The 25103-nt window shown below is 66.3% G+C and carries 17 protein-coding genes; 7 read left to right on the forward strand and 10 right to left on the reverse strand.

What is annotated here, in order from left to right:
- Nucleotides 1-42: 42 nt before the first annotated feature.
- From FHT19_RS09755 to FHT19_RS09765, 3 genes are read right to left on the reverse strand one after another with little or no spacing between them, the layout of a single operon-like run.
- Complete coding sequence (locus FHT19_RS09755; protein ID WP_248290360.1) at nucleotides 43-1518, reverse strand: indolepyruvate oxidoreductase subunit beta family protein; 1476 nt, start codon at nucleotides 1516-1518, stop codon at nucleotides 43-45.
- A 32-nt stretch (nucleotides 1519-1550) separates the two neighbouring features.
- Complete coding sequence (locus tag FHT19_RS09760; RefSeq protein WP_169474766.1) at nucleotides 1551-3695, reverse strand: indolepyruvate ferredoxin oxidoreductase subunit alpha; 2145 nt, start codon at nucleotides 3693-3695, stop codon at nucleotides 1551-1553.
- 6 nt (nucleotides 3696-3701) lie between these two features.
- Nucleotides 3702-4478 carry a cyclase family protein gene (locus FHT19_RS09765; RefSeq protein WP_169474767.1) on the reverse strand — a complete coding sequence of 259 codons (777 nt, stop codon included), beginning with the start codon at nucleotides 4476-4478 and terminating at the stop codon, nucleotides 3702-3704.
- A 102-nt stretch (nucleotides 4479-4580) separates the two neighbouring features.
- Here FHT19_RS09765 and FHT19_RS09770 point away from each other — a divergent pair, with 102 nt between their 5' ends.
- From FHT19_RS09770 to FHT19_RS09780, 3 genes are all read left to right on the forward strand, one after another.
- Complete coding sequence (locus tag FHT19_RS09770) at nucleotides 4581-5045, forward strand: MarR family transcriptional regulator (protein WP_168555315.1); 465 nt, start codon at nucleotides 4581-4583, stop codon at nucleotides 5043-5045.
- Between the two features lie 100 nt (nucleotides 5046-5145).
- On the forward strand, nucleotides 5146-7449 hold the full coding sequence (locus tag FHT19_RS09775) for a bifunctional salicylyl-CoA 5-hydroxylase/oxidoreductase (protein WP_169474768.1): 2304 nt from the start codon (nucleotides 5146-5148) through the stop codon (nucleotides 7447-7449).
- 40 nt (nucleotides 7450-7489) lie between these two features.
- The gene (locus FHT19_RS09780) at nucleotides 7490-7918 is read left to right on the forward strand and encodes a thioesterase family protein (protein WP_169474769.1); all 429 of its coding nucleotides are present in this window, start codon (nucleotides 7490-7492) and stop codon (nucleotides 7916-7918) included.
- A 5-nt stretch (nucleotides 7919-7923) separates the two neighbouring features.
- Here FHT19_RS09780 and FHT19_RS24755 read toward each other — a convergent pair whose 3' ends face one another.
- Entirely contained in the window at nucleotides 7924-10491 is a 2568-nt protein-coding gene (locus FHT19_RS24755) for a LuxR C-terminal-related transcriptional regulator (protein WP_169474770.1), read from the reverse strand.
- 327 nt (nucleotides 10492-10818) lie between these two features.
- Here FHT19_RS24755 and FHT19_RS09790 point away from each other — a divergent pair, with 327 nt between their 5' ends.
- Both FHT19_RS09790 and FHT19_RS09795 read left to right on the forward strand, forming a co-directional pair.
- A complete protein-coding gene (locus tag FHT19_RS09790; protein WP_246865939.1) occupies nucleotides 10819-11721 on the forward strand; it encodes a LysR family transcriptional regulator in 903 nt (300 codons plus the stop codon).
- Between the two features lie 79 nt (nucleotides 11722-11800).
- Complete coding sequence (locus tag FHT19_RS09795) at nucleotides 11801-13588, forward strand: M14 family metallopeptidase (protein WP_169474771.1); 1788 nt, start codon at nucleotides 11801-11803, stop codon at nucleotides 13586-13588.
- A gap of 111 nt (nucleotides 13589-13699) precedes the next feature.
- Here FHT19_RS09795 and FHT19_RS09800 read toward each other — a convergent pair whose 3' ends face one another.
- A complete protein-coding gene (locus FHT19_RS09800; protein WP_169474772.1) occupies nucleotides 13700-15421 on the reverse strand; it encodes a hydantoinase B/oxoprolinase family protein in 1722 nt (573 codons plus the stop codon).
- On the reverse strand, nucleotides 15418-17460 hold the full coding sequence (locus tag FHT19_RS09805; RefSeq protein ID WP_169474773.1) for a hydantoinase/oxoprolinase family protein: 2043 nt from the start codon (nucleotides 17458-17460) through the stop codon (nucleotides 15418-15420). Before FHT19_RS09805 ends, FHT19_RS09800 begins: the two co-directional genes overlap by 4 nt.
- Nucleotides 17461-17661: 201 nt before the next feature.
- Between FHT19_RS09805 and FHT19_RS09810 the strand changes: the two genes are divergently transcribed.
- Nucleotides 17662-18966: a cytosine permease gene (locus FHT19_RS09810; protein WP_169474774.1), complete on the forward strand. Its 1305-nt coding sequence runs from the start codon at nucleotides 17662-17664 to the stop codon at nucleotides 18964-18966.
- 16 nt (nucleotides 18967-18982) lie between these two features.
- On the forward strand, nucleotides 18983-19357 hold the full coding sequence (locus FHT19_RS09815) for a nuclear transport factor 2 family protein (RefSeq protein WP_169474775.1): 375 nt from the start codon (nucleotides 18983-18985) through the stop codon (nucleotides 19355-19357).
- A 14-nt stretch (nucleotides 19358-19371) separates the two neighbouring features.
- On the opposite strand, the gene FHT19_RS09820 is transcribed toward FHT19_RS09815, so the two are convergent.
- From FHT19_RS09820 to FHT19_RS09835, 4 genes are all read right to left on the reverse strand, one after another.
- Nucleotides 19372-20304, reverse strand: coding sequence for a sugar phosphate isomerase/epimerase (locus tag FHT19_RS09820; protein WP_169474776.1), 933 nt, complete (start codon nucleotides 20302-20304; stop codon nucleotides 19372-19374).
- Complete coding sequence (locus FHT19_RS09825) at nucleotides 20301-21986, reverse strand: GMC family oxidoreductase (RefSeq protein WP_169474777.1); 1686 nt, start codon at nucleotides 21984-21986, stop codon at nucleotides 20301-20303. Before FHT19_RS09825 ends, FHT19_RS09820 begins: the two co-directional genes overlap by 4 nt.
- A complete protein-coding gene (locus FHT19_RS09830) occupies nucleotides 21986-22600 on the reverse strand; it encodes a gluconate 2-dehydrogenase subunit 3 family protein (protein WP_169474778.1) in 615 nt (204 codons plus the stop codon). The genes FHT19_RS09825 and FHT19_RS09830 overlap by 1 nt, the downstream gene beginning before the upstream one ends.
- Nucleotides 22601-22663: 63 nt before the next feature.
- Nucleotides 22664-24763 (reverse strand): TonB-dependent receptor, encoded by a 2100-nt coding sequence (locus tag FHT19_RS09835; protein ID WP_168555327.1) that lies wholly within the window; start codon nucleotides 24761-24763, stop codon nucleotides 22664-22666.
- Nucleotides 24764-25103: the final 340 nt, after the last annotated feature.

Raw genomic sequence — 25103 nt, forward strand, 5'->3', positions numbered from 1 at the left:
TGTTCTACCGGGACAGAAAAGCGGACTGAACGCCGTTGTTGCTCAGCGCGCCATCGCTTGCATGAGCGCGGTAGAGGTGTCGTCGGACAGTGCCAGGTCGCGCAGCCGGCGAATTTCTCCCGCGCTGCGCGCTGCCCGCCCATGTTCGGCCACGATGCGCTCGTAATTGGCCAGACCGCGTTCGAATGTATCACCATAGCCTTTGATAAGGCGCTGGCACTTGACGAGCTCGAGCGCAGCCTCGCCGTCTCGCCGCAGCTCGGCCCGCACCAAATCGAGCCAGTGCTCGATGCGCGCCTGCTCTTCGGCGTAGCGCAGCGAGCGCCGGCGCAGAATACGCATGCTCGCCACCACATGCAGCACCAGGAACCAGCGCAGGCTTGTCGTTTCAACATGACGGCCTGCGCGGAAGAACCGGCCCAGCAGGTTTGACAAGCCCTGGCTGGCCAGAATGCGGCGGCCGATGCCTGCGGGCAGGGTTTCGCAAACTTCCTGAAGGCGCGGGTGCATGAATTCCACGATCGAGACGACCTGGTCGGGCTGGGCCTTGATCTCGCCACGCACACGCGCGAAGCGGCTGCCCCGGATCTTGAGATCGGCCACCCGGATCGTGTCCTCGTAGGCCATCCACAGCGCCAGATGGCGTGCCGCTTCCGCCGTGACGGCATAGGGCGCCACGTCCAGCGCGGCGCAGGCCTCCAAGCGATCGAGATAAAGCGCAGCGTAGTCCGCGTCCTGATAGTCCATCAGCTTGGCCACGCCGTGCAGCGCATTGGTCCGCGCGGCATTCGGCAGCGTGCGGGTGATCCGCGCCGCCAGCACGCGGCCGCGATCGGTCGTCGGCTCGGGCGCGGCGTGGACCGGCGCATCGGGCATGGCGACGGGCCCCTGCGCCTGCTCGAACCCGTCCTGGAAACCGCGCAGATTGCTCTGCACGGCAATGCCGCCTTGCTCGATCGCCTGTCGGAAGGTTTCGACCCGGAACGGCAGGGCGCCGCTGCCGGCCAGGGCGCCGAACATCACCGCGCTGATCACGCTGCACGACCGTTCGGTCGCCGCGTCCATGTCGAAGCCGACGAAACGCCTGGACCGCTTGTGCGCCGCCTCGATGATCTTGTCGCTATTGCCGCGCCCATCGCCCATCACCTGCTTCTCGCCAATGGCATAGATGCGGTGGGTGGAACCGATCAGCGTTGTGCGCGCGGCGGTGGAAAACCCGCGCAGCAAGGCGCGGCCCGCTTCCATAAGTTCGGACGCGATCACCACGTCCACGTCGCCCGGCATGGGCATCTGCGCGAAAACGGGCACGCGGCCCGAGCCATCGGGCCGCGCCAGTTCAACGTAATAGACGGTCGATCCCGTGCGCTGCGCCACGCCGGGCACCGACGTGCCCTGGGCCAGCCAGCCTTCGGCGCGGGCAACGTCCTGGATCCAGTCGGCCAGGACGCCCCCGCCCTGCCCGCCCAACGCGAGAACGGCGATGGTCAGGCGATCTTGTGTTGCGACGGACATGGTCATTCTCTTGTTTGGGGTGCCTGGGCGATGGCGTGTCAGAATGCGCGCGCGGCGCGGCCGCGTTCGGCGGCCAGTTGCCGGCTGGCGATGATCGCACCGCCGATCCGGGCCTTGAGCCGTTCCAGCCGGCCGGGATTGGCCACGATCTTCGCGCGGTAGAAGCTGGGGCAGAGCACGGCGGCATGGCTGACTTCGCCGCACAGACCGCAGCCCACGCAGGAATTCTCCACATGGGCCACTGGGTCCTGCCGCAGCGGGTCAGGGTTGGGCTTGATCGTCAGCGACGGGCAACCCGACAGGCGGATGCAGCTGTGGTCCCCGGTGCAGGTGTCGCTATCCACGCCAAAGCGTTCGCGCACGACCCGCTTGCCGGCCTTGAGCGCGGCAGCGGTGACCTTCTTTTCGCGGCGCTGCTTGTTGAGCATGCATTCCGACTGGGCGACGATGACCTTCGGGCCCTTTTCCGGCGTGGTCAGCGCCTCGCGCAGCAAGGACGTCATCCGCGCCAGGTCATACGTGCGGGTCGTTTCCCGAACCCATTTCGCGCCAACGCCGCGAACGGCTTTGGTAATCGGATTGCGCGTCTCGCGACTGGCATTGTCGGCCCGCGACGACAGGATGTCCTGCCCGCCGGTCGCCGCCGAATAGCCGTTGTCGATGATCATCGTGACGGTGTCGTCCTTGTTGAACACCGCGTTGCCGATGCCGGACGTCAGGCCGTTGTGCCAGAACCCGCCGTCGCCCATGATGGCGATCGAGCGCTTGCCGCCTTCGCCGTCCTTGGGCTTGAATGCCGAAGCACCCGCCGCGCCCAGGCCATAGCCCATCGTCGTGTTGCCGATGTTGAAGGGCGGCAGGATCGAGAACAAGTGGCAGCCGATGTCGGCCGAAACGTGCGTGGGGCCCAGATCGCGCTCCACCAGCTTCATCGCGGTGAAGATCGGCCGTTCCGGGCAGCCGGTGCAGAAGCCTGCCGGCCGCTGCGGGATTTCCTGGGCAACGCGCGCCGGCAGCGGATCCAGGGCGTCGGGGGCCGGCGCCAAGGCGGGTGCCTGATCCGCCAGGAACCGCGACAGGCCCTTGCGGATCACGTCGGCGGTATATTCGCCCGAGCGCGGCAGCATGTCCTTGCCCAGGATACGGGTGTCCAGCCCGGCGCGACGCACAAGCGTGTTGAGCTCGTGCTCGATGAATTCGGGCTGGCCTTCCTCGACAACCAGGACCGTACGCTTGCCCGCGCAGAACGCGGCCACTTCGTCGGGGATCAGCGGATAAGTGACGTTGAGGCAATAGATCGGCAGCTGCGCGGCGCCGTAGGCATCGGCCAGCCCTAGGAGTTCCATCGCGCGGTTGAGGTTGTTGTAGAGCCCGCCCTGGACGATGATGCCGATGCCCGCCTCGCTCTGTGCCGGCCCGAACCATTCGTTGAGCCGGTTGTCGCGGACATAGGCCACGCCGGCTGGCCAGCGCTGCTCAATCTTCTCCACCTCGTGGAGGAAGTTGGCGGGGGGCAGCACGATCCGGTCGGTATCGCGCACCGGCGCCGCGGCCGCCTCACCCACGGTGAGCGGCGGGCGGCGGTTGTCCTTGGCCACGAACGAGCCGGTCATGTGGCACGATCGCACGCGCAGTTGCAGCATGACGGGCGTGTTCGACGCTTCGGAAAGGCGGAAAGCCTGTTCCACCGAATCCACAATGCTCGGCAGGTTGGGCCGGGGATCGATCAGCCACATCTGCGATTTCATCGCGAAGGCGTGGGTGCGCTCCTGCATGATCGAGGAGCCCTCGCCATAGTCCTCGCCCACGATGATCAGCGCGCCACCGGTCACCCCGCCAGAAGCGACATTGGACAGCGCGTCGGACGCGACGTTGGTGCCCACGACGGACTTCCACGCCACCGCCCCGCGCAGCGGATAGTTGACCGAGGCCGCCAGCATGGCCGCCGCCGTCGCTTCCGAAGCGCTCGCTTCGAAGTGCACTCCCAGATCACACAGCAGGTCGTTGGCATCGGCGAAGACATCCATCAGGTGGCTGATGGGCGAACCCTGATACCCGCCGACATAGGCGACGCCCGACTGCAACAGGGCCTTGGTCACGGCCAGAATGCCTTCGCCGGTGAAGACTTCGCCTTCGCCCGCCGTCAGCTTGACCACTTCACGCTTGAACGACCGCTCCGCCATGCCGGGTTACTCCGCAACCAGCGCGAGCACGCGGAGCGGGCTGCCCGACCCGTCGCGGATCTTGAGCGGCGCGGCGATCACCACCGCGCCGGTCGCCGGCAGCTTGTCGAGGTTTTCCAGGCACTGCAGGCCGTACTTGCCCGCCCCGTGCAACAGAGTATGCGCCGGATACATCGGGTCCAGCAGATGCGCCTGCCCGGCATCGGTACCGATCGTCTCGACGCCGAAGCCCAGTACGTCGCGTTCTTCAACGAGGTAGCGCACCGCGCAGACGTCGGGGCCCGGCGTATGGGCGCCGTCCTCGCGGCGATTGGTGTAGCCTTGCGCATCGCGCTTGGACCAGTCGGTGCGGAACAGCACCCAGCTGCCGGCGGGAATCGTGCCGTGCTCGGCTTCCCAGGCCTTGATGTGTTCGGCCTTGAGCAGGAAATCGGCGTCGACCGCACATTGCGCGGAGAAATCGAGAACGACGGCCGGCGCGACGAGCTTTTGCGCGGGCACCTTGTCCACCGTGTTGTCGGCCAGATCCTTGCCCGAAACCCAGTGCACCGGCGCATCGAAGTGGGTGCCGGTATGCTCGCCCACCGTGAAGTTGTGCCAGTGCCAGGCCACGCCGCGTTCGTCATACCGGGATATTTCCGTGCGCGAGAACGCTGCCGTCTGGCCGAATGGTTCGGGCAAGACCAGCAAGGGCGTGTCTTCGGACAGCGTCTGGGTCAGGTCCACGACAGCGATGTCGCCTGTGGCAATAGCATGTGTGAGGGCAGCGAGAACGTCAGTCATGGACTCGGGCTCCTTTTCGGACCATTACCCCAAAGACTATCCCCTTAACTTGCATATGCAACTAAAATGTTTTTGACCGCTGACTGCCGCTTGGAGTTTTGAATGAGTGAGGATCTGCGCCCCTTCGGCAATCCCGGATCGGAAAAATTCCGTCTCGATGCCTACCCGTTTTACCTACTGAATCGCGCGGCCAGCCGTTACAACGTGGTCATAGAAGCGGAGCTGCGCACCGTAGGCATCGATATTCCGACCTGGCGCGTGCTGATGATCTTGGGCGAAAAGGCTCCACTCGCGATCGGCCAGGTGGCCAAGTCTGCCGTGATCAACCTATCTACGGTCATGCGCATCGTCGAGCGCATGGCCAAGGCGGACCTTTTGGTCTCCGCCCCCAGCGAACAGGACGGTCGCGTCACCGAGCTGGAGCTGACCGACCGGGGGCGCGAAGTGCTGGCCGCGGCGCGCAAGGTGACTGCGCCGCTCTACGACAAGATCATCAAGGGCTTCTCGGCAGCAGACTTCGCGCGCATGCTGGACATCCTCGCGAGGCTGCACGACAACTTGAATTGAAGCCGCCGCGATCGGCCGCAACGCCGGCGCAGAGCATCAATTAAACTTGCACATGCAAGTTTATCGATGTACGCCTGGGATCTACCCAGGAGGCGTGATCATGCGTATCGCTTGTCTCGGCGGCGGACCCGCCGGCATCTATTTCGCGATCTCGATGAAGTTGCGCGACCCCTCGCACGAGATACACGTCTTCGAGCGCAATCGCTCTGGAGACACGTTCGGTTGGGGTGTGGTATTCTCTGATCAGACACTGGCCAATCTGCAGGCGAACGACCCGGTGAGCGCGGCCACCATTGCCGACAGCTTTGCCCACTGGGACGATATCGACGTCACCGTGGGTGGAAGTACGGTAACGTCCTCGGGACACGGCTTCATCGGCATCGGCCGCAAGCGCCTACTCCAGATTCTGCAGGCGCGCGCGGCGCAGCTTGGCGTCGTGACGCATTTCGAAGCACAATTCGATGCCGACCTTTCGCGCTATGCCGATTTCGACCTGATCGTTGCCGCCGATGGCGTCAATTCCATGATCCGCGCCGCCAATGCCGACAAGTTCGACGTCGACATTGAAACCCGGCGCAATACGTTCTCGTGGCTGGGCACCACCAAGCTGTTCGATGCCTTTGCCTTCATCTTCGAACAGACCGAGCATGGCTGGATCTGGGCGCACGCCTATCGCTTCGATGCCACGCATTCCACCTTCATCGTCGAATGCGCGCCGGAAACCTGGCGGGGCCTGGGCCTCGACACGATGGAGCAGGCCGAATCGATCGCGCTGTGCGAGAAGATCTTTGCCCGCCATCTCGACGGTCACCGGCTGATTTCCAACGCCACGCATCTGCGCGGGTCGGCCGCATGGATCAACTTCCGCCGCGTGATCTGCCGGCAATGGTCGTTCGACAATGTCGTCCTGCTGGGCGATGCCGCGCATACCGCGCACTTCTCGATCGGGTCGGGCACCAAGCTGGCGCTGGAAGACGCGATCAAGCTGGCGCAAGTGCTGGACCGGCCCGGGATCATCGGCCGCGAGGAACTGGCCGCTGCGCTTGCCGAATACCAGGCGGAGCGCCATGTCGAGGTGCTCAAGATCCAGAATTCCGCCCGCAATTCGACCGAATGGTTCGAGACGATCGACCGCTACCTCGGCTTCGACCTGCCCCAGTTTGCCTATTCGCTGATGACCCGCTCGCAACGCGTGAGCCACGAGAACCTGCGCCTGCGCGACCGCACCTGGCTGGAAGGCCTAGAGCGCTGGTTCTGGGCGGGTAACGAAGGGCGCAACACCCCCGTCCAGCCGATGTTCACGCCCTATGCCCTGCGCGGGCTGACGCTGCCCAATCGCGTGGTCGTGCCCGCGATGCTGACCTATTCCGCCGATCCGGACGGCTATGCCACGGACTTCCACAACGTGCACTATGGTGCGCGGGCCCTGGGCGGCGCGGGCCTGGTGGTGACGGAACTGCTCGCTGTGAGCCCTGAAGGCCGCGCCACGCCGGCTTGCCCCGGCCTGTGGCACGAAGGCCAGACCGAGCGCTGGGCCGCCATCAATGCCTTTGCGCATCAGCATTCGGCGGCGAAGATCTGCGCGCAGATCGGCCATTCCGGCGCGCGGGCGGCCTGCCGCGTTCCGGGCGAAGGCGTCGGCTACGACGTGCCGCTGGCAGAGCCCTGGACCACGGTTTCGGCCAGCGCCCTGCCATGGCGCCAGGGTGGCTTGGTCCCTCGCGCGCTTGCGCAGGACGAAATGGCCGGCATCGTCCAGCAATTCATCGCCGCCACCGAGCGCGCCCATCGCGCCGGTTTCGATATGCTGGAACTCCAGGCCGGGCACGGCAGCCTGCTGTCCAGCTTCATCACCCCGGTAATGAATCGGCGCGACGACGCATTCGGCGGCTCGCTCGAAAACCGCATGCGCTTTCCGCTTCAGGTCGTGGCCGCCGTGCGCGCAGCCTGGCCGGCGGACAAGCCGCTGGCGGTGCGCCTCTCCGCCAACGACTGGGTAGGCGAGGCGGGCGTCACGCCAGCCGAAGCGGTCGTCATCGCGCGGCTGCTCGGCGAAGCCGGCGTCGATATCGTCGATGTCTCGGCCGGCGAAACCGCGCCCGAGGCGCGCCCGGTCTATGGCCGCATGTTCCAGACGCCCTTTGCCGACCAGATCCGCAACGAAGCGCGCATTCCCACGATTGCGGTGGGCAACATCGCGGACGCTGACCAGGTCAATTCGATCCTCACCGCCGGTCGCGCCGATCTCGTGGCCCTGGGCCGCACGCACCTGTTCGATCCGGTCTGGACGCTGCGCGCGGCCGTTGCCGCCGGCCACGAAGCGCAGCCGGTGCCATTGCCCTACGTCACCGGCCATGCCATGGCCCAGCGCGCCGCGCAGGCGCCTGCGGCCGTCCGCGCCTGAGCGCCATCGTCCCATCTCATCCGGTCCGGAACACTGACCCATGCCTTTCACCACCCGCGCACAAGTCCGTTTCGCAGACGTCGATCCTGCCGGCATCGTTTTCTACCCGCGCTACTTCGAGATGTTGAACGGCGCGGTGGAGGACTGGTTCGAGCAGGATCTCGGGATGGATTTCAAGACGATGCATCTTGAACACCATATCGGGGTGCCCACGGTCAGGCTGGAAACCGAATTCTTGGTGCCTAGCAGCCTGGGCGACCGGCTGGACATCACGATCGCGCCCCGGCAGCTGGGCCGTACCAGCTGCGCGCTGTCCATCGAATTTGCGGGCAACGGCGTGACCCGGCTGCGCGCGCAGGTCGTGCTGGTGTGCATGGACCTGCACAGCAAACGCCCCATCGCCTGGCCCGAAACTTTGCGCACGGGGATCGAGCGAGGCCTGCCCGCGCCGATCGCGCCTGCCGCCTAAGCCCGTCAGATCAGCCGCCGGCGCAACGCCTCCGCGACGGCGGCCGAGCGCTTGTTGACGCCCAGCTTGCGATAGATATTGCCCAGGTGGAACTTGACCGCGCTCGCCGAGAGGCCAAGGTCGCGGGCGATCACTTTGGTGGAATGGCGCAGGGCGATCCCACGCAAGACGGACAGCTCGCGCGGTGCGAAGGCGATGCCGCCCGATGCATCGAAAGCATGCGCCGCGACGGTGCGCACCACGCCCGCGCAAAAACTGCGCACCCCCCGCCCCGCCGCGCGATAGGCCGGCACTGTCTTCATCGCATCGACCACCGGCAGCAGCGCCGGGCCCTGCTCTGCAAACGGCAGTACGATCCCTTCCGGTTGGGCCATCACGATCGCTTCGTAAAGGCGCTCGGCTGCCGCTTCGACGCGGTCCTGGTCGAACAGGCCCAGCGCCTGGATCACGAAAACGCGGATCGTCGTCACCGCGCGCCCGCTGTCCAAGGCCTGACGCTCCAGCCGATCCGCCACCGCGCGCAGCGCTTCGGCATCCTTGCCCAGCAGCGCGTCCTGCGCCTGAAGCAGCGCGGCCTCGTCGCGCGCGCGCCAGCCGACGCGGCTCGTGGCGATCGTGTCGGCCAGCGCCGGCACCAGATCGCGGCCCTGACGCCTATCCGCCACCACGCCCGCGTGCAGGATGCGGCAGAAGTGCTCGATATCGCCCAGCCGGCGCCCACGCATCAGGCGCATCGCGCGATCGAGCAGTTCCAGCGCGCGGGCATGGTCGTTGTGCATCAGTGCCGCCCGCGCACCCACGCGATAGCCGATGACGAAGGCATCGGGCCAGCCGTCGTGCGCCTCCAGATCGCGCAGCGCCGCATCGATCCGGTCAAACAGGCCTTCGGTTCGGCCGCGCTCCAGCTCCACCTCGCACAGCACGCATTCGCCAACGGCCCGCAGCCCGACGTCATCGGGCAGGGTGCGCGCAAACATCGCGCCGGCTTCGGTCGCCAGGCGGCTCGCCCGGCTCAGCTTGCCTTGCGCCAGGGCAATCATCGCATCGACCAGCATGGCCGAACCAAGCCCGTAATGCGCCGTAGCGCTTTCGTATTTGCGGCACGATGCCTCGATCTGTTCCTGCGCCAGGGCAAAGCGGCCCTGGCGGAAATAGTGCAGGCTGCGCAGCGCATAGACGAAGGCGGCATTGATCCGGTCGTTGGTATAGGTCGACCAGAAGAAGCCCTCGGCCAACTGGGCCTCGGTCAATTGGGTGTGCGAATGGAACGCCAGCACATGCTGCGCGATGATGAAATCGGCATAGACCCGCGATTGCGACGGTGATTGGTAGGCCAGTTCCTCGGTCACATATTCGCGCGCTGCGTCGAGCAGGCGCCGCGCTTCGGGGAAATGCCCCTCCTTCATCAGCATCACCGCCTGGGTTATGGTCACCTGGCCGGACTGCGCCGCCTGCGGCTGCTCGGCAAAGTCGGGCAAGAGTTGCGACAGGGTATCCCGCACCCGCGTGTAGCCCGATGCGCCGAGCAATTCGCCGCTGGTAAAGGCCTCGAACGCCAGCCGCGCCAGGGCCTGGTCGCCGCAGTCCCGCACCAGCGCCATCGCAGCATCGGGCGCGCGCCGTTCGACGTGATAGTGCAGCGCCTCGCGATAGGCCTGCGCGCGGTCTGCCGGCTTGCCCTTGTCCAGTTCGCGCCGGGCAAACCCGCGCAGCAGCGCATTGGCGGAAAACCCGCCGTCCACGCCGCGCCGCACGCTGATCAGCGGCGCCAGCTGGCCCAGTTCCATCAGCACTGGAAACGCAAGGCGCGGTGCCAGCAGCCGGCCCAGGTATCGCTCGTCGACCCATTCGAGCATGGCCGTCTGCGTCAACGCCAGTTTGGCGTCCACGCTCAGCGCCTGCCAGATGCCTTCGCGCATGGCGGCTTCGAGCAGACCGCCGGCGTGGTCGAGCACGGTCTCGACCGAACAGGGCCCGTCAATATCCGTCGCCACCGCTTCGGCCAGCGGCCAGCCGGAGGCAACCCCGGTACCTGGCCGAGCGGCAAGGTGCATCGCGGCATAGGCAGCCGCCTCGGCCGGATCGAACAGGAATTGCGCCGGGTCGAGGGAGCGGGTCAGATGGGGCGAGCGCACTTGCGCCAATAGCGCCGCGCAGGGGCGGCGCGAAACCAGCCAGACCTTGAAGCGTTCCGGCGTCCACAGCAGCAGCTGGCCAAGCGCCTGCCCCACGGGTTCGACATCCAGCGCGTTGGCATCGATCACCAGGATCAGCGGCCGCCCGTTCAGGCCGGCCAGAACCTGCCCGATGGCATCGGCCGTCGGCAAATCGCCACAGGCACCCACGGCCTGTGCGATGGCCCACTCGAATGCGCCGCCATCGCCCAGATCGCCGGCACGCAGCGTCAACCAGCGGAACGAAGCCGCGCCTGCGGCTGGTCCGCGGACGTGGTTCGCGAGCAGCGTGGTCTTGCCCAGGCCCGTGGGCCCGAAGACCTGCACGATCCGCTCGCGCCCATCCGTCGCCAGCAGATCGGCAAACCGCGCCAGGCGCACATCGCCGCAGATCGGCACGGGCGGCCGCGCGTGCTGCGGTGCAGCGGGCCATTCAGCTTGGTTTCCCCCGGGACCGGCTGTCTCCAAAGCTTCATCCGCTGCCGCTACCCGAACGGGGAGACCGCGCCCGGTCATGGCGTCTGGCACGCAAATGGGGGCAGTAGAATCCGCATGGGGCGGACACTAACGCCCCGGCGCGCGGCGCTGCAAGCGCACGCTGGGCCGTGACTGGCCGAATATGCACGATCCTGTCCATTCTGGCCCGTGCCTGCCGCCCGGCGCACCCGCTATCCTGCACTGCGGCAGACGCGTTGCCGGGCAATGCGTGGGGTGATGGAGGCGCCGATGTTGATGGATGTGGCAATGCGCTATTTCTACGAGGCCGCGAACCAGGGCTCGATGCGGCTGGCCAGCGAGAAACTGGGCGTCGCCGTCTCGTCGATCAGCCGGCAGATCGTCCAGCTGGAAGGTTATCTCGGCGTCAACCTGATCGAGAAAGGCCGGCGCTCGGTCAAGCTCACCGAGGCGGGCGAGCTGACTTACGACTTTCACCGCACCCAGATCGCGGAACTGGACAGCCTGCGCACCAAGATCCAGGACTTGCGCGGCGTGCGCAAGGGCTCCATCCGCCTGGCGGTGGGCGAAGGTTTCCTGTCGAGCGCGTTCTTCCAGACGATCGACGCGTTCCACAGCAGGAACCCCGGCCTGCGCATCGAAACCCATGTCGGCTCGACCAGCGAGATCGTGCGCATGGTCCAGGAGGACGAAATGCACATCGGCCTGGTGCTCCAGATCGAGCCAGAACCCAAAGTGCGGGTGCGGCTCTCGCTGGCCCAGCCGCTGATGATCATGGTCCATCCCTCGCACCCGCTGACGCGCAAGAACACCGTCACGATCGCCGATCTGGCCCAGCACGACTTGTGCCTGCCGCCCCGGGGGTTTCGCATCCGCCAGATTGTGGGCCAGATGGAAGCGGTGGCGGGCATCCATCTCGAACCCGCGCAGACCACCTCCTCGATCGCGATGATGCGCGATCTTGCGGCCGAGGGCCGCTTTGCCACCGTGCTGCCGCAGATCGCAGCGTTCGGGGAAGTGTCCACCCGCCGGCTGGTGGCCATCCCGTTCGAGGAGACCGAGGCCGATCCCGTCTCGGTCCACCTCATCACCCGCCTCGGCCGCCATCTGGAAGGCGCGCCCGCCAAGCTGCTGACCGTGCTCGAAGCCAAGATGCGCAGCTGGACGCACTGATCGCGCAACGAGATCGCCCCGCGCGCGCAATGAACGCGGCCTAGACTGCGAGGCGGACATGCGCGAAAAGGACGAGAACGTGAAGCCCGCATACTGGCCATCCGAACGGCGCGCGCCGCTGCCGCCCGTCCAGCCCTGGAGCGGCGCCAGCGAAGCGCTGATCCGGCCCGAAGACGATCCCTGGGTCTCGCCGGCGGAACGCTCGGATTTCGATACGACCCCAACGTATTCCGAAACCCTGGCATGGCTCGCTCGGCTGGCAGACGCGTCACCGCTGGTCCGCCTCTACGATTACGGGCTGTCGGCCGAAAGCCTGCCGCTCATGCTGGTGGTGGCCAGCACCGATCATCGGCGCATCGCAGCCCGCTTGCAGGGGCAGCGGCCGGACCTCTCCGCAGCAGCGGAACCGATCCGCGTCCTGAGCGAATGCGGCATCCACCCCGGCGAGATCGACGGCAAGGATGCCAGCCTCATGCTGCTGCGCGACATCGCGCTGGGCGGCAAGACGGACCTGATCGTCGGCTGCGACTGGTATTTCGTGCCAGTGCTCAATCCCGATGGCCACGAACGACGCTCTGCCTATAGCCGCCCCAACCAGCGCGGGCCCAATGTACAGGGCTGGCGGGCGTCGGCGCAGGGGCTCAATCTCAACCGCGATTTCGTCAAGGCACAATCGCCGGAAATCCGCGCCATCCTGCGCCTGCTGGCCAAGATCGACCCCGACCTGTTCATCGACATGCACGTGACGGACGGGCTCGATTACCAGTACGACATCACTTTCGGTTTCCAGGACCCGCTCTATTCCGCCTCTCCGCAAATCAGCGCTTGGCTGGAGCAGACCTATCGCCCGCAAGTGGATGCGCATATGCAGGCGCAGGGCCATGCTCCCGGCCCGCTGATCCTTGCGGCCGACGACCGCCGGCCGGAGCTGGGCCTGATGCTGCCCGCCTTCCCGCCCCGCTTCTCCCATGGATATGGAGACTTGCGCCATATCCCGACGGTGCTGGTGGAGAACCATTCGCTCAAAACCGTGCGCCGGCGCGTGCTCGGCACTTATGCGCTGCTCGAAGCATCGCTGCGCGCAGCCGTGATGCATGGCGCAGACTTGCGCGCTGCGCTGGCGGCCGATCGCGCCCGGCGCGAGCCGGAGCCGATCCTGGCCTGGGACATGGCGCCCGAGCCGGTGCGCACGATCACCTTCCACCCCATTGCCTCGAAGTTCTACGAAAGCCCGGCATCGGGCGCGCAGGAAGTGCGCTGGCTGGGCACGCCCCTGCCGCCCGTGGAAACGCCGGTGTTCGGATCGACACCCGCCACCCGCATTTCCCGCCCGCGCGGCTATTGGGTGCCCGCAAGCGAATTCGACGCGCTCGACCGCCTGCGCGCCCACGGCATCGCCATCGACATCGCGCCCGACTGGATCGAGATCGAAGTCGACATGCTGCGCCTATGCGACCTCGAGGTGGCCGGCGCCGTCTCCGAACGGCGCGTTACGCTCAAGGCCGGCGTGGCGCAGATCGAGCGACGCCGCGAACGCTTTGCGCCAGGTTCCGCTTTCGTTACCACGGACCAGCCGCTGGGCGACCTCGCCATCCACATGCTGGAGCCGACCTGCGCGGATTCACTATTCGCGCAGGGGCTGATCGCCGGAATGCTCGACCCGGTCGAATATCTCGAAGCCTATGTCGTGGCGCCGATGGCCGAGGAAATGCTCGCCACCGACCCGGACCTGCGCGCCGAATTCCAGGCAAAGCTCGCGGCCGACAACGCCTTTGCCGCCGATCCCATGGCGCGGCTTAAGTGGTTCTATCTGCGCTCCCCCTACCGCGACGAGCGCCACATGCTCTACCCCGTAGCGCGCTGCTGACCGGGGCCTAGGCCAATTCAACAGCGGTTGATTGGCCGAAACGGCCGGGAACGCCTCAAACAGCGGGACCTCGGATCAAGCCCGGGGTCCCGCTATTTCCACGCGCAACGCCTAGGCCCCACGCAGCGCCTCGGTCTCGGCCTCGTCCACTGCGTCTCCGGCGATCGCCACCTTGTAGACCGCTTGCGCTGCCTCGCGCGACACATAACCATCGCGCACGTCTGCCAGCACCGCTGCGGGGTCGCGCTCCACCGCCCGGCCATAGCCCGCGCCGCCCGCGCCGCGCGCGATGGCGCGGTCTCCCACTGCTACGGGCATGCGATAGGTGCCCACGCGCTTTTCCTCGGGCGTCCCGAGGCGCACGATCATCTCGTTGGTCTGCGGCTGTTCGCCGCCGGCCAGGGCCCAGGGCTTTTCCTTGGAGCGCTTGGTGATCGAGAGGAATTCGCCGTCCTGGGTGAAGCGAATCACTCGCTGCGTGCCCATGCCGCCGCGCTGCCGTCCGGCGCCGCCCGAATCCTGCTGGATTTCGAACTGCTCCATCATCATGCCGGTCTTCATCTCGATCACTTCGATCGGCGTGTTGCGCACCAGACTGCCGGAAATGTGGTTGGTGGCATTGATGCCGTCGAACCCGGCGCTGCCGCCCCAACCCACCGGCTCGTTGTTCGACACGGCGTACATCGCTTTGGTGATTGGGTCGGTACCAATCATCATGAAGCCCAGCGTGTCCCCACCCGAACAGGCCGCGATGCGCTCGGGCATGCCCTGCGCCAGCGCCTTGTAGACCAGTTCCAGCGCCAGGTGGGCCGGCCACTGCGTGAACGTGGCGGCGGGATAGACCGCGTGGAACAGGTTGCCTTCGGGCGCGATCACCTGAAGCGCGCGGAACGAACCGGCGTTGTTGCGCTGCGCGGCCGACGTCAGGGACTTGAGCACGAACTTGCAGACCGTTTCGGTCAAGCCGATCGGAATGTTGATCGGCCCGCGCACCGCCGGCGACGAGCCCGAGAAATCGCAGGTCAGGCCATCGTCGTCGATCGTGACTTTCACGTGGATCGGCACCGGATCATCGGTGATGCCGTCGTCATCGACCACGTCGCTCGCTTCCCAGGTGCCGCGCGGCAATTCGGCCAGGGCGCGGCGGACCAGCGCATCGCTGGCCAGCTTGATGCGGGCGACCGCTTCGTCAAACGCGGCGCGGCCAAACTTGGCGAGCACGGCGTTGAGCCGTTCCACCCCGGTGCGCGTTGCCGCCACTTGCGCATCGAGATCGCCCATCACCGGGCCGGGCATGCGCGAATTGAACTTGATAATGTCGATGATGTCCTTCACCGGCGCGCCATCCTTGTAGATGCGGGTGCCGGGAAAGATCAGGCCTTCCTGGTGCATGTCGGTGGAATCGAGCACATAGCCCGGATCCTTGGCGCCCAGGTCCATCCAGTGCGCGCGGATGCAGGTATAGGCAAAGGGCTTGTCGTCCCCTGCGGCAAAGACCGGCGCAAACAGCGTGGCATCCAGCGCGTGCGCCGAATTCCAGTAGGGATAGTTCATGATGAAAATGTCGCCCGGACGCATCGTCTCGGCGCCGGCAAAGGCCACGCCCTTGCGGATCGCATAATCATTGGCGCCGAGGAAAAACGCCAGGCCCGGCGCATCGGCGATCAGTTCCAGACCGGCGTCGTAGATCGAGATGCCGAAATCCAGGACCTCGTAGATCACGGGATTGAACGCGGTGCGGATCAGCGTGCGGCGCATTTCCTCTGCGGCCGAAACGAGATAGCTGCGGATGACTTCGATGGTGGCGCCATCGAGCGGTGCGGGCTGGTTCACGCGATCCCCCTGCTGGAGATGATCAGATGGCCGTATTCGTCCACGGCAACGGTCTGGTCGGAATGGATGACGGTGGTGGTCGTGCCCTCTTCCACGATGGCCGGGCCATCGAAGCGGTGGCCCGCGCCCAGACGCCCGCGTTCGTAGACGGTGAAGGCGGTGCGCTGGCGAAGCGCGAAGCAGAACGCATTGCGCGTGCCCGTGCTCGCCGCGCTGGTCGGACCTTGCGCCGTGGCGATCAACGGCAGCGTCGGCTTGGGCATCACCGCACTGGCGCGCACCCGCAGCGTCACGATCTGCACCGGCCCGGCGATCGCATGGCCATAGCGTTCGCGATGCAGATCGTCGAAGCGGGTGCGCAGCGCGGCCAGATCCTCGCCTTCGCCCAGTTCGATTTCCAGCGCATGCTCCTGCCCAGCATAGCGACATTCCACCAGGCGCAGGTAGCGGCGCTCGGTGTTGCTGCCGGTCTGGCCTTCAAGCTGTCCGCGCGCTTCTTCCACAAGTGTTGCAAACTTCGCTTCGATCGCCTCTCGCGCGGCGGGTTCGAGTAGGCGCAGTTCGGTCAGCGCCACATCGGTGACGATGTCCGACATCAGCATGCCCCAGGCCGAGAAGACTGCCGGGGATTGCGGCACGATCAGTTCGGCGTTCATCACCTCGCGCGCGATGAGCGGGGCGATCATCGGCCCGGCGCCGCCGAACGCCAGCATCGAGAAGTCGCGCGGATCGCGGCCCCGCTCCACGGTGATTTCGCGAATGGCGCCAGCGGTGCGGGCCACCAGCACGTCGAAGATGCCGGCGGCAGCGCGGTCGATATCGATGCCGAGCGGCGTGGCGACGCGATCCTGCATGCCCTGGCGCGCGGCCGGCACGTCAAGGTCCACGGTGCCGCCCAGGAACCTCGCGGGATCGAGGAAGCCCAGGATCAGCGCGGCGTCGGTGGTGGTGGGCTCCTGCCCGCCCCGGCCATAGGCGATGGGCCCGGGCTGAGAGCCTGCGCTTTGCGGCCCCACCTGGAGAAGGCCTTCCTGCACCCAGGCAATCGAACCGCCGCCCGCACCGATACAGCGGATGTCGAAGATCGGGATCAGGGCCGGCAGGTCGGCCAGCGGCGCCTCGTGCATGACCAGCGGCTCGCCATCCTCGATCACCGCGGCATCGAGCGAGGTGCCACCATAATCGAGCGTCAGCACCCGGTTGCGTCCGATCGCCCGCGCCAGCTGGCCCGCGCCGATCAGCCCACCCGCCGGCCCCGACAGCACGGTGTAGATCGGCGCCTGGCGCGCGGTCTGCGCGGTCATTGCGCCGCCGGCAGACCGCATGATCAGCAGTTTGCCCGCAAAGCCCGCATCGACCAGCCCGCTTTCCAGCCGGCCGACATAGTCGTTGAAGATCGGGTTGATATAGGCATCGACCACGGCGGTCGCCGTGCGTTCGTACTCGCGATATTCGCGGGTGATCGCGCTGGAGGCCGAGACCGCCAGTTGCGGATAGGCCGCGCGGATCAGCGCCGCCGCGCGTGCCTCGTGCGCGGGATTGCGATAGCTGTGCAGGAAGCAGATCGCCACCGAGCGAATGCCGGCCTCCACCAGCAGGCGCGCCGCATCGAGCACGGCGGCTTCGTCCAGCGGCTCGATCTCCATGCCCTGCGCATCGATCCGCCCGCCCACGCCATGGCGGTGCCGGCGCGCCACGATGCTGGGCGCGTGCTGATAGCGATAGTCGTACATCGAAGCGGCGGGCACATCGGCGCGGCCGATTTCGAAGATGTCGCGAAAGCCGGCATTGGTGATGATGCCGGTTTCCACGCCGCGCCGCTCGATCACGGCGTTGAGGCCGAGCGTGGTGCCGTGCACGAACAGCTCCGTATCCGACAGCGCCACGCCCAGCCGGTCGAGCGCGGCCAGTACCCCGCGCACGGGTTCATCGGGCGTGGTCGATGCCTTGGCCAGCCGGGTCGTGCCGGTTTCGGAATCGAACAGGATCGAATCCACAAATGTGCCGCCGATATCGACTGCCACACGAAATCTCTTCATGCACGCGCTTCCCGGATCTGGATGAATCCCTCGAATGCCGCGATGATATTGCGCAAACGGACCAAGAAGCGCCGATGTCGTTGCATCTGACGCAAGACCCGCTGCCCACCCTTGCCGCGGCCCACGCATCTGACACGATCGGGGGCACTATTCCCTTGGCCGGCCATGCTTTGGCGGCCGCCGGAGATCGATCGAATGCCCATGTTGAAGAGGATTGCCAGCATCGTCGAGCGCAATCCCGAGCGTCCCCCCGAAGCCGGCGCGCTGCGCAGCTGGCCGTTCCTGACCATGGTCCTGGTCGGGGTTTCGATTTCCGTGCCGTTCTTCGCGTTCGGCGGCACGCTGGGGCAACACGCCGATTTCCCGACCGTGGCCGCCGGCATCGTCATCGCCAGCGCGCTGCTGGGCCTGTGGGGCGTGATCACCGGGCATATCGGGCTGGTGGCGCGGCTGCCCACGGCGATGATCATCCAGCGCACGTTCGGACGGCACGGGTCGATCGCCATCGTGGCGATGATGGTGCTTTCCTCGTTCTGCTGGTTCGGGCTGCAGACGCAAATCCTGGTCAAGAGCCTGGCGGCCATCCTGCGGACGCAACTGAGCTATCAGCTCGACGAGCGGATCGGCGTGGTCCTGGTCGGCGCGCTGATCGCCTCGACCGCCGTGATCGGCGTCAAAGCCATGGGCAAAGTCGCGGTGGTCAGCGTGCCGCTGCTGCTCCTGGCCACGCTCGTGCCGCTCGGGATCGGGCTGGATCGCCACGGTCTGGGGCCGCTCCTGGCGATCCGCCCGATAGCCGAGCCCATGGGCCTGGGCATGATCGTGTCCACCGTGATCGGCGCCGAAGTGTTCGGCTGCTCGATCAACCCCGATCTCAGCCGCTTTCTCAAGACCTCGCGCGACAACGTGACGGCGATGACGATCAACTATGCCGTGGCCTTCCCGCTGCTGCTGATCCTGGCCGCCGCGCTGGGCACGATCTACAACAACGCCGATCTTGTCGCGACGATGCTGGCGGCGGGCATTGCCCTGCCCGGCAGCCTGGTCATCATCCTCGCCACCTGGACCAGCAACGACAAGAACCTCTATGCCTCGGCACTGGCGCTTTCGGCGCTGTTCCCGAAAGTGGAACGCTGGCAATTGGCAGCCCTCGCCGGCATTCTCGGCACATGCCTCGCGGCCGCCGACATTCTCGGCCATTTCATCGTCATGCTCACGTTCATGGGCCTGCTGATCGCGCCCATGTCGGGCGTCTATGTCGCCGATTTCCTGCTGCGCCGCAGCCGCTACACCGACGTCGACGCGCCGGTGCCCGCGTTCCGCGTGCGACAGCTGCTGGCCTGGCTGTTCGGCATTGCCGTCGGCGTTTCCACGCTGCCGGTGGCCAATGTCGGCCTGGGTCTTGCGGAAATCACCCACGCCCCCACCATCGATGCCCTGCTGGCCGCGATGGTGTTTCTGTTCGCAGCCGATCGCGTGTCCCGCGCGCGGCCGGCCATCGCCTGACCATCACGGAGCGACCATGACCAGCACGCAAAGCCCCATCGCCCGCATGTTCGCGTGGTGGAACGAAGCCTATCGCCAAGACGCCTTCACGCCGGCCGGCTTTGCGCAGCACTTCACCGAAGATGCGCCGTTCCTGGTCGATGGCGGTCTGCGCGGCACCGGGCCCACAGAAATCAGCGCCCATTTCGCCCGTATCCGCCAGGCAACCGATACGGTGGAATTGCAGCCGCCCATCGCCTTGCTCAGCGACGAGACGCAGGGCTTCGTCCACTATCGCTGCACCTTCACCGCCGACGGCCTCGCCGGTTCGGAAGTCTGCATGGCCCACGCGCGCTTCCGCGACGGCAGGATCGCGCGCTTCGAAGTGATGGGCCGACCCGAGGAGAACTGACGGCGCGCCCGCGATTACATCAGCGGCGCCAGATACTTCTGGGCATCGGCCGCGGTGCGCAGCGGGTCGGTCGGCACGTCGTATTCCACGAAGAAGTGCGCGACTCCCGCGCGTTCGGCCGCCGGGATGATCCTGCGGAAATCCACCAGCCCCGTGCCGGGATCACGCACGCTGCCGTCGGCGGCAATGTCCTTCATGTGAACCATGCGGAACCGACCCGGATTCCGCGCGAAATAGCCGCGCACATCCACCCGGGCCTTGGTTGCCCAGGCCAGGTCGAGTTCGAACTTCAGCCTGGCCGGGTCGGTCTCTTTCAGGATCAGGTCGTAGGGCACATCGCCGCCCAGCTTGCGGAATTCCTGGTCATGATTGTGGTAGGCCAGCTGGAACCCGCGATCGTGCGCGGCATCGGCGGCGCGGTTGAGCGCGGCAATCAGCTGCTTGATCTGCGCCAGCGATTGCAGCTGCGATGGCCAGGTGATCTGCCAGGTGATGTATTTCTGTCCAAGCGGGCCGGCCTGCTTGGCGCAGGCATCGATCAATCCCTCAACACGGGTGAAATCGAAGGCTTCGATGAACTTGCGCTCGAACGTCGCCCGGTCGATCCGGCCGGCCACGCCATCGTCGAACACTTCGTAGAGGCCCGGCGGCATGATGTGCTGCGAGGGCGAGACCAGGCCGTGCCGGTCGAACACCGCGCGCACGAATGCGGGGTCGCGTCCGAAGCTGCCCAGCGTCTCGACTTCGCGATAGCCCATCGCCGCCACTTTGGCGATCGTGCCTTCGAAGTCGGCATCGAGCAGGGTCATCAGGGTATAGAGCTGGATGCCCAGCGGGCGCCGCGGCGGGCGAGCCAGCGTCGCACCGCCGCCCAGCAAGGCCGCCGCTCCCACTGCGGCAGTCCCGCCGATCAGGCTGCGGCGCGACATCGCGAAGGGGTTCATCATAGCGCTCCTTGCTTCATCTGGTCCGCGGCAAAGGCAGCGGCGCGCGCGGTCAGCGCCATATAAGTCAGCGACGGGTTCTGTGCGGCCGAAGCGGTCATGCAGGCACCATCGGTCACAAAGACGTTGGCCGCGTCGTGGCAGCGGTTGTGCGCATCGAGCACGGCCTGCGCCGGATCGGCCCCCATGCGCGCGGTACCCATTTCGTGGATGGCCAGGCCGCCGGGCCCAAGGTCGGCGCTGGTGACGATGTCGGTGCCGCCCGCGCACTCCAGCATGGCCTTGGCCTCGACCGCCATGTCCTGGGCCATGGCATGCTCGTTGGCGTGCCAAGTAAATGCCACGTCGAGCAGTGGGCGGCCCCAGCGATCCAGTTCCTTGCCCAGCGTGGCGCGGTTGTCGGCATAGGGCATGCATTCGCCCATCGCGCCGATGAACATCTGCCACGGCCCCGGCGTACGCAGCCGGTGCTTGAGCGCAGGGCCGATGTCCTCGCCCTCGCCGCCGCGCGTCCACATCTGGCGCGAGGCGCTGCCCTGATAGCCATAGCCGCGCCGGAACGGCCGCTCATCCGCGCCGCCCTGGCCCGACAGGTTCTGGAAGCGGGGAATGTAGATGCCGCTCGGGCGATTGCCCAAGGGCATGCGGTCGGTAAAGCCGGGGATCGTCGCCAGGCCGAACGGCCCCATGACATGATCCATCAGATAGCGGCCGAGCGCGTCGGACCGGTTGGCGAAACTGCGCCCGCTGGCAGGATCGAGCGAGTTGAGCAGGATCTGCGTCGTCCCCAACGTGGAGGCGTTGAGGAACACCACGCGCGCGCCCAGCGTCGTGCGCGCCTTGGTCTTGGCGTCGATCACCCGCACGCCGGTCGCCCGCCTTGTCGCGGGATCATAGACCAGCGAATCGACGATAGCATCGGTCATGATCTTGAGCCGGCCGGTGGCGCGCGCGGCGGGCAGCGTGGAACTTTCGCTGCTGAAATAGGATCCCGTCGAACAGCCGCGAATGCACGGGCCGCAATAGTGGCAGGGCTGGCGATCGCCGAGCGGCCGGGTGAGCACGGCGCTGCGCTCGTTGATCATCGGGCGCCCGGCGAACTTCTCGGCAAGGACCGCCTTCACATGCTCTTCCACGCAATTCATGCCGTGCGCGGGCATGAACTCGCCATCGGGCAGCGTGGCAATACCGTCGCGGTCGCCGTTGACGCCGATGAAGCGTTCGACATGCGCGTACCATGGCGCCAGATCGTCGTAGGTAATCGGCCAGGCGATGCCATGCCCGTCACGCCCGGCCTCGCTGAAGTTCAGCGGGCTGAGGCGGAACGACGCGCGGCCCCAGGTGATCGAACGGCCGCCCAGATGATAGCCGCGAATCCAGGCGAATTCGGCATCCGGGTGCGTCGCATAGGGATTGTCGACGTCATCGACGAACCAGTGGTCGTTGGCATCCGAAAGCCCGGCCAGTCGCGATTGCACCGGCTTGCGCGCGGCATAGCGGCGGCGGTCGCCAAAGCCGCGATAGGGCAGCTGAAACGGCGCGAGATGTTCGGTGATATAATCGGTGCCGGCCTCCACATGGCGCCCGCGCTCCAGCAGCAAGACCGAAAAACCACGCTCGGTCAGCTCCTTGGCGGCCCAGCCACCCGAAATGCCGGAACCGACGACGATGACGTCCGCGTCCATCACGCCGCTCCCTTCGCCGCAGGGGCGATCGCCGGCGGCGCGGCATCGGCGGCGCGCGGCCCCGGATCAAGCGAGAGCGAAATGCCCCAGACGTTGAGCGCGGGCGCCCGCCCGCCCGCGCCAAATGCGGCGCAGGCGTCATAGGCGCCAGGCACAAGATTGAGATCCAGCTCCTCGGTCGCGCCGATCTCGCTGGTGTAATAGCCATAGACGGTCAGCTTGCGCAGCGTCGGCGCCTTGAACCGCCGCCCGTCGTAAAGCGCCACGGCCGGATCGCCCCCGGCCGCGAACGCTGCCATGACGAGATCCAGCTCGGCATCGCAGCGGCGCTGTTCCTCCGGGCTCATCCAGTGCTGGTGCATCATCTCGATAAAGCCGGTAACCCCGGCTTCCTTTGCCCCCCGCGTGGTGTCGGCCGGAATGATCAGGTCCACCAGGCGATCGAGCGCCGCATGGCGCGCAGGCGCAAAGGGGGTGTAGGCCGGCGGCGCCAAGGCAGAGGGGGCCGCATCGGCCGCCATGGCATGATGGTCATGCCCCGCCATCGCCCGCGCCGCGCCGGGCGCAACCAGCGCCGCGGCGGCAATCCATTTGAGCGTTTCTCTACGATGCAACGGCAATACTCTGCTGGGGGAAAAGGCCGGCGGCGGGGAAAACCACCGCCGGCCCGAACCCGATCAGAACTTCACGCCCAGTTCCACGCCATACTGGCGCGGCGCGTTGTAGCTGGCCAGCGTGGACGTGCCATAGGCGTGGGCGCCCACCGCCATCGGCGTGCGCTCGTTGCTGAGATTGCGGCCGATCGCGGAGAGCGACCAGGCCCCGCGCTGCAGCGTGACTTTGGCATTGAAGAATGTCTTGGGCCCGGTTTCGAGCGAATTGGCCACGTCCCAATAGACATTGCCGCGGTGCGCCATGTCACCGTGCACGACCAGCGTGAATGCGTCCGACAGCGGCGCTTCGTAATCGATCCCCGCCTGGGCGGTGAAGCGGTAGATCTGCGGAATGACGTGGTCGTAATAGGTATCGGGGTCTTCGGGCAGGTACGATTTGATCTTCACATCGGAATAGCCGACTGAACCCGACAGGCTGAGCCCGCGGGTGGGCCGGATCGTCAGTTCCGCCTCGGCACCCAGGACCTGCGTCTTGTTGATGTTCGAAATCGCGGTGTAGATGCCCACGCCTTCGACCACGCGCGAGGTGGAGAACTGTTGCCCGCGGAAATCGGTGTAGAACAGCGCTCCGTTCAGCGTCACCATGCTGCCGGCCAGATTGCTCTTGAAGCCCAGTTCGTAGTTGTCGGCCGTTTCGGGCTTGTAGGTCAGGAACATCTCCGCGCTGCTTGGGTTGAAGCCACCCTTGCGATAGCCGCGCGAATAGCTCGCATAAGTGAACAAGTCGGGCGACCACTTGTACGATACCGAAGCCTTGCCCTGCGGTTCGGAGAACTTCTGCTTGAGCTGCTTGGGCCCGGTCGAGGCGGGATCGAGATCGTCGTAGGTCTGGTGCTCCCAGTCGTAGCGGAAGCCGCCGGTCAGCTCGACCCGGTCGGTGATCTGGTAGGAAACCTGCCCGAACAGCGCGAAGGTCTTGTAGGTCCGCTTGGTATCGCTGTGCGAGAAGAACACCGGCGGATTGCCGGCATAGCCATAGTTGCTGGTGTAGAAACGCCGCTCATCCTGGTAATAGCCACCCACGTTCCACTTGAGCGGCCCGGCGCCGTTCGAAGTCAGGCGCAGTTCCTGCGACCAGGTTTCGTCGAGGAAGAAGACGTTCTGCGTATAGTTGTCGGCCGCCGAGAAATCGCCGTCCGCCGTGGTGTAGTCCCGCCCGCGCGAATAGGCGGTGATCGCCGTCAGCGTGGCGAAATTGGGAATGGTCCAATCGCCCTTGAGCGAATAGGCGCGCAGTTTGGTCCGAACGATGCCCGGCTGGTTCTCGCTGGGATTGGGCACCGTATCGCGGAAATCGACATCTGGCACAGGCGCCAGCCACAGGCCGCCGACCTTGCTGTCGGTGGTCGAAGCGCTCAGCGCCAGCGTGAAGTCCGCGGTCGGCGTGAAGATCAGCGATCCGCGCGTGGTCACGCCCTCGCCGAAATCGGCATTGAGCGGGTTGGCCAGATTCTTGATCAGGCCATCGCCTTTGTAAGCCGTGGCACCGAACGTGAAGTAGAGCTTGTCCTTCACGATCGGGCCGGAAATGCTGCCGATCGCCCGCTTCTCGTTGCCCGAGAGATATTGCGCCGAAACACTGCCGGTGAAATCGTTGGTCGGCTTGCGCGTCACGATATTGATCGCGCCGGCAATCGCACCGCCGCCATAGAGCGTGCCCTGCGGCCCGCGCAGTATCTCGATCTGCGAGACGTTGACCAGTTCCTGCTGGAAGAACATCTGGCCGGGCTGGACCACCCCGTCCACCACGGTGGCAAAGGGAAATTCGCCGTCGCGGCCCAGGGTGGTGAAGCCCCGGAACGATACCGTCTTGTACCCCGGATAGAGCCCGTCGAGCACGACAAGGTTGGGCGTCAGGCGCACGGCGTCCTGCAGGGTGCGCAAGTCCGAATTGGCGATCTTGGCGGCGGTGACCACGCTGATCGGGTCGGCCACGGTCTGCGCCGTCTCGTTGCGCTTGCGCGCGGTGACGGTGATTTCATTGGGCGCGAGCGTGTCGGACGCGTCTGCCTGCGGGGCTGCCTGCGCAAGGGCGGTCGTCGGCGCGAGAGTCGCGGCCGTGAGGGCCGCTGCCGATATCGCTGTCAGATAGTGCATCTTCATGATCAAAACCCCCATGAGCCAATTCGGTAGGCACCACCGCACCGGACGGCACGTGCCACGTGCTATTGCTGCTCCTGCCTGCGCCGTACGTCTTGCCGCGCACGGTCGCATCGCTTGCGGCACGGCGCGCCTGCTTCGCGCGCACCGGTTGAACCGCTGCCTGGGTGTGATGGTCACAGCAATGGCACGCGGGATCAATGCGATCGCCATCCCGCTTTCATTGTCGCTGGCGCAAATTAGGTCGTGGGGATCAAGGCAGGCTGCCGCTTTAGGAAAGTGCCCGCGTCCGGACTGCCGAGTGAATTTATGGGCACGCGGAGGCGCGGAGATCCTATTTGTC

Source organism: Novosphingobium sp. SG919 (assembly GCF_012932495.1).
Lineage (GTDB): Bacteria > Pseudomonadota > Alphaproteobacteria > Sphingomonadales > Sphingomonadaceae > Novosphingobium > Novosphingobium rhizosphaerae.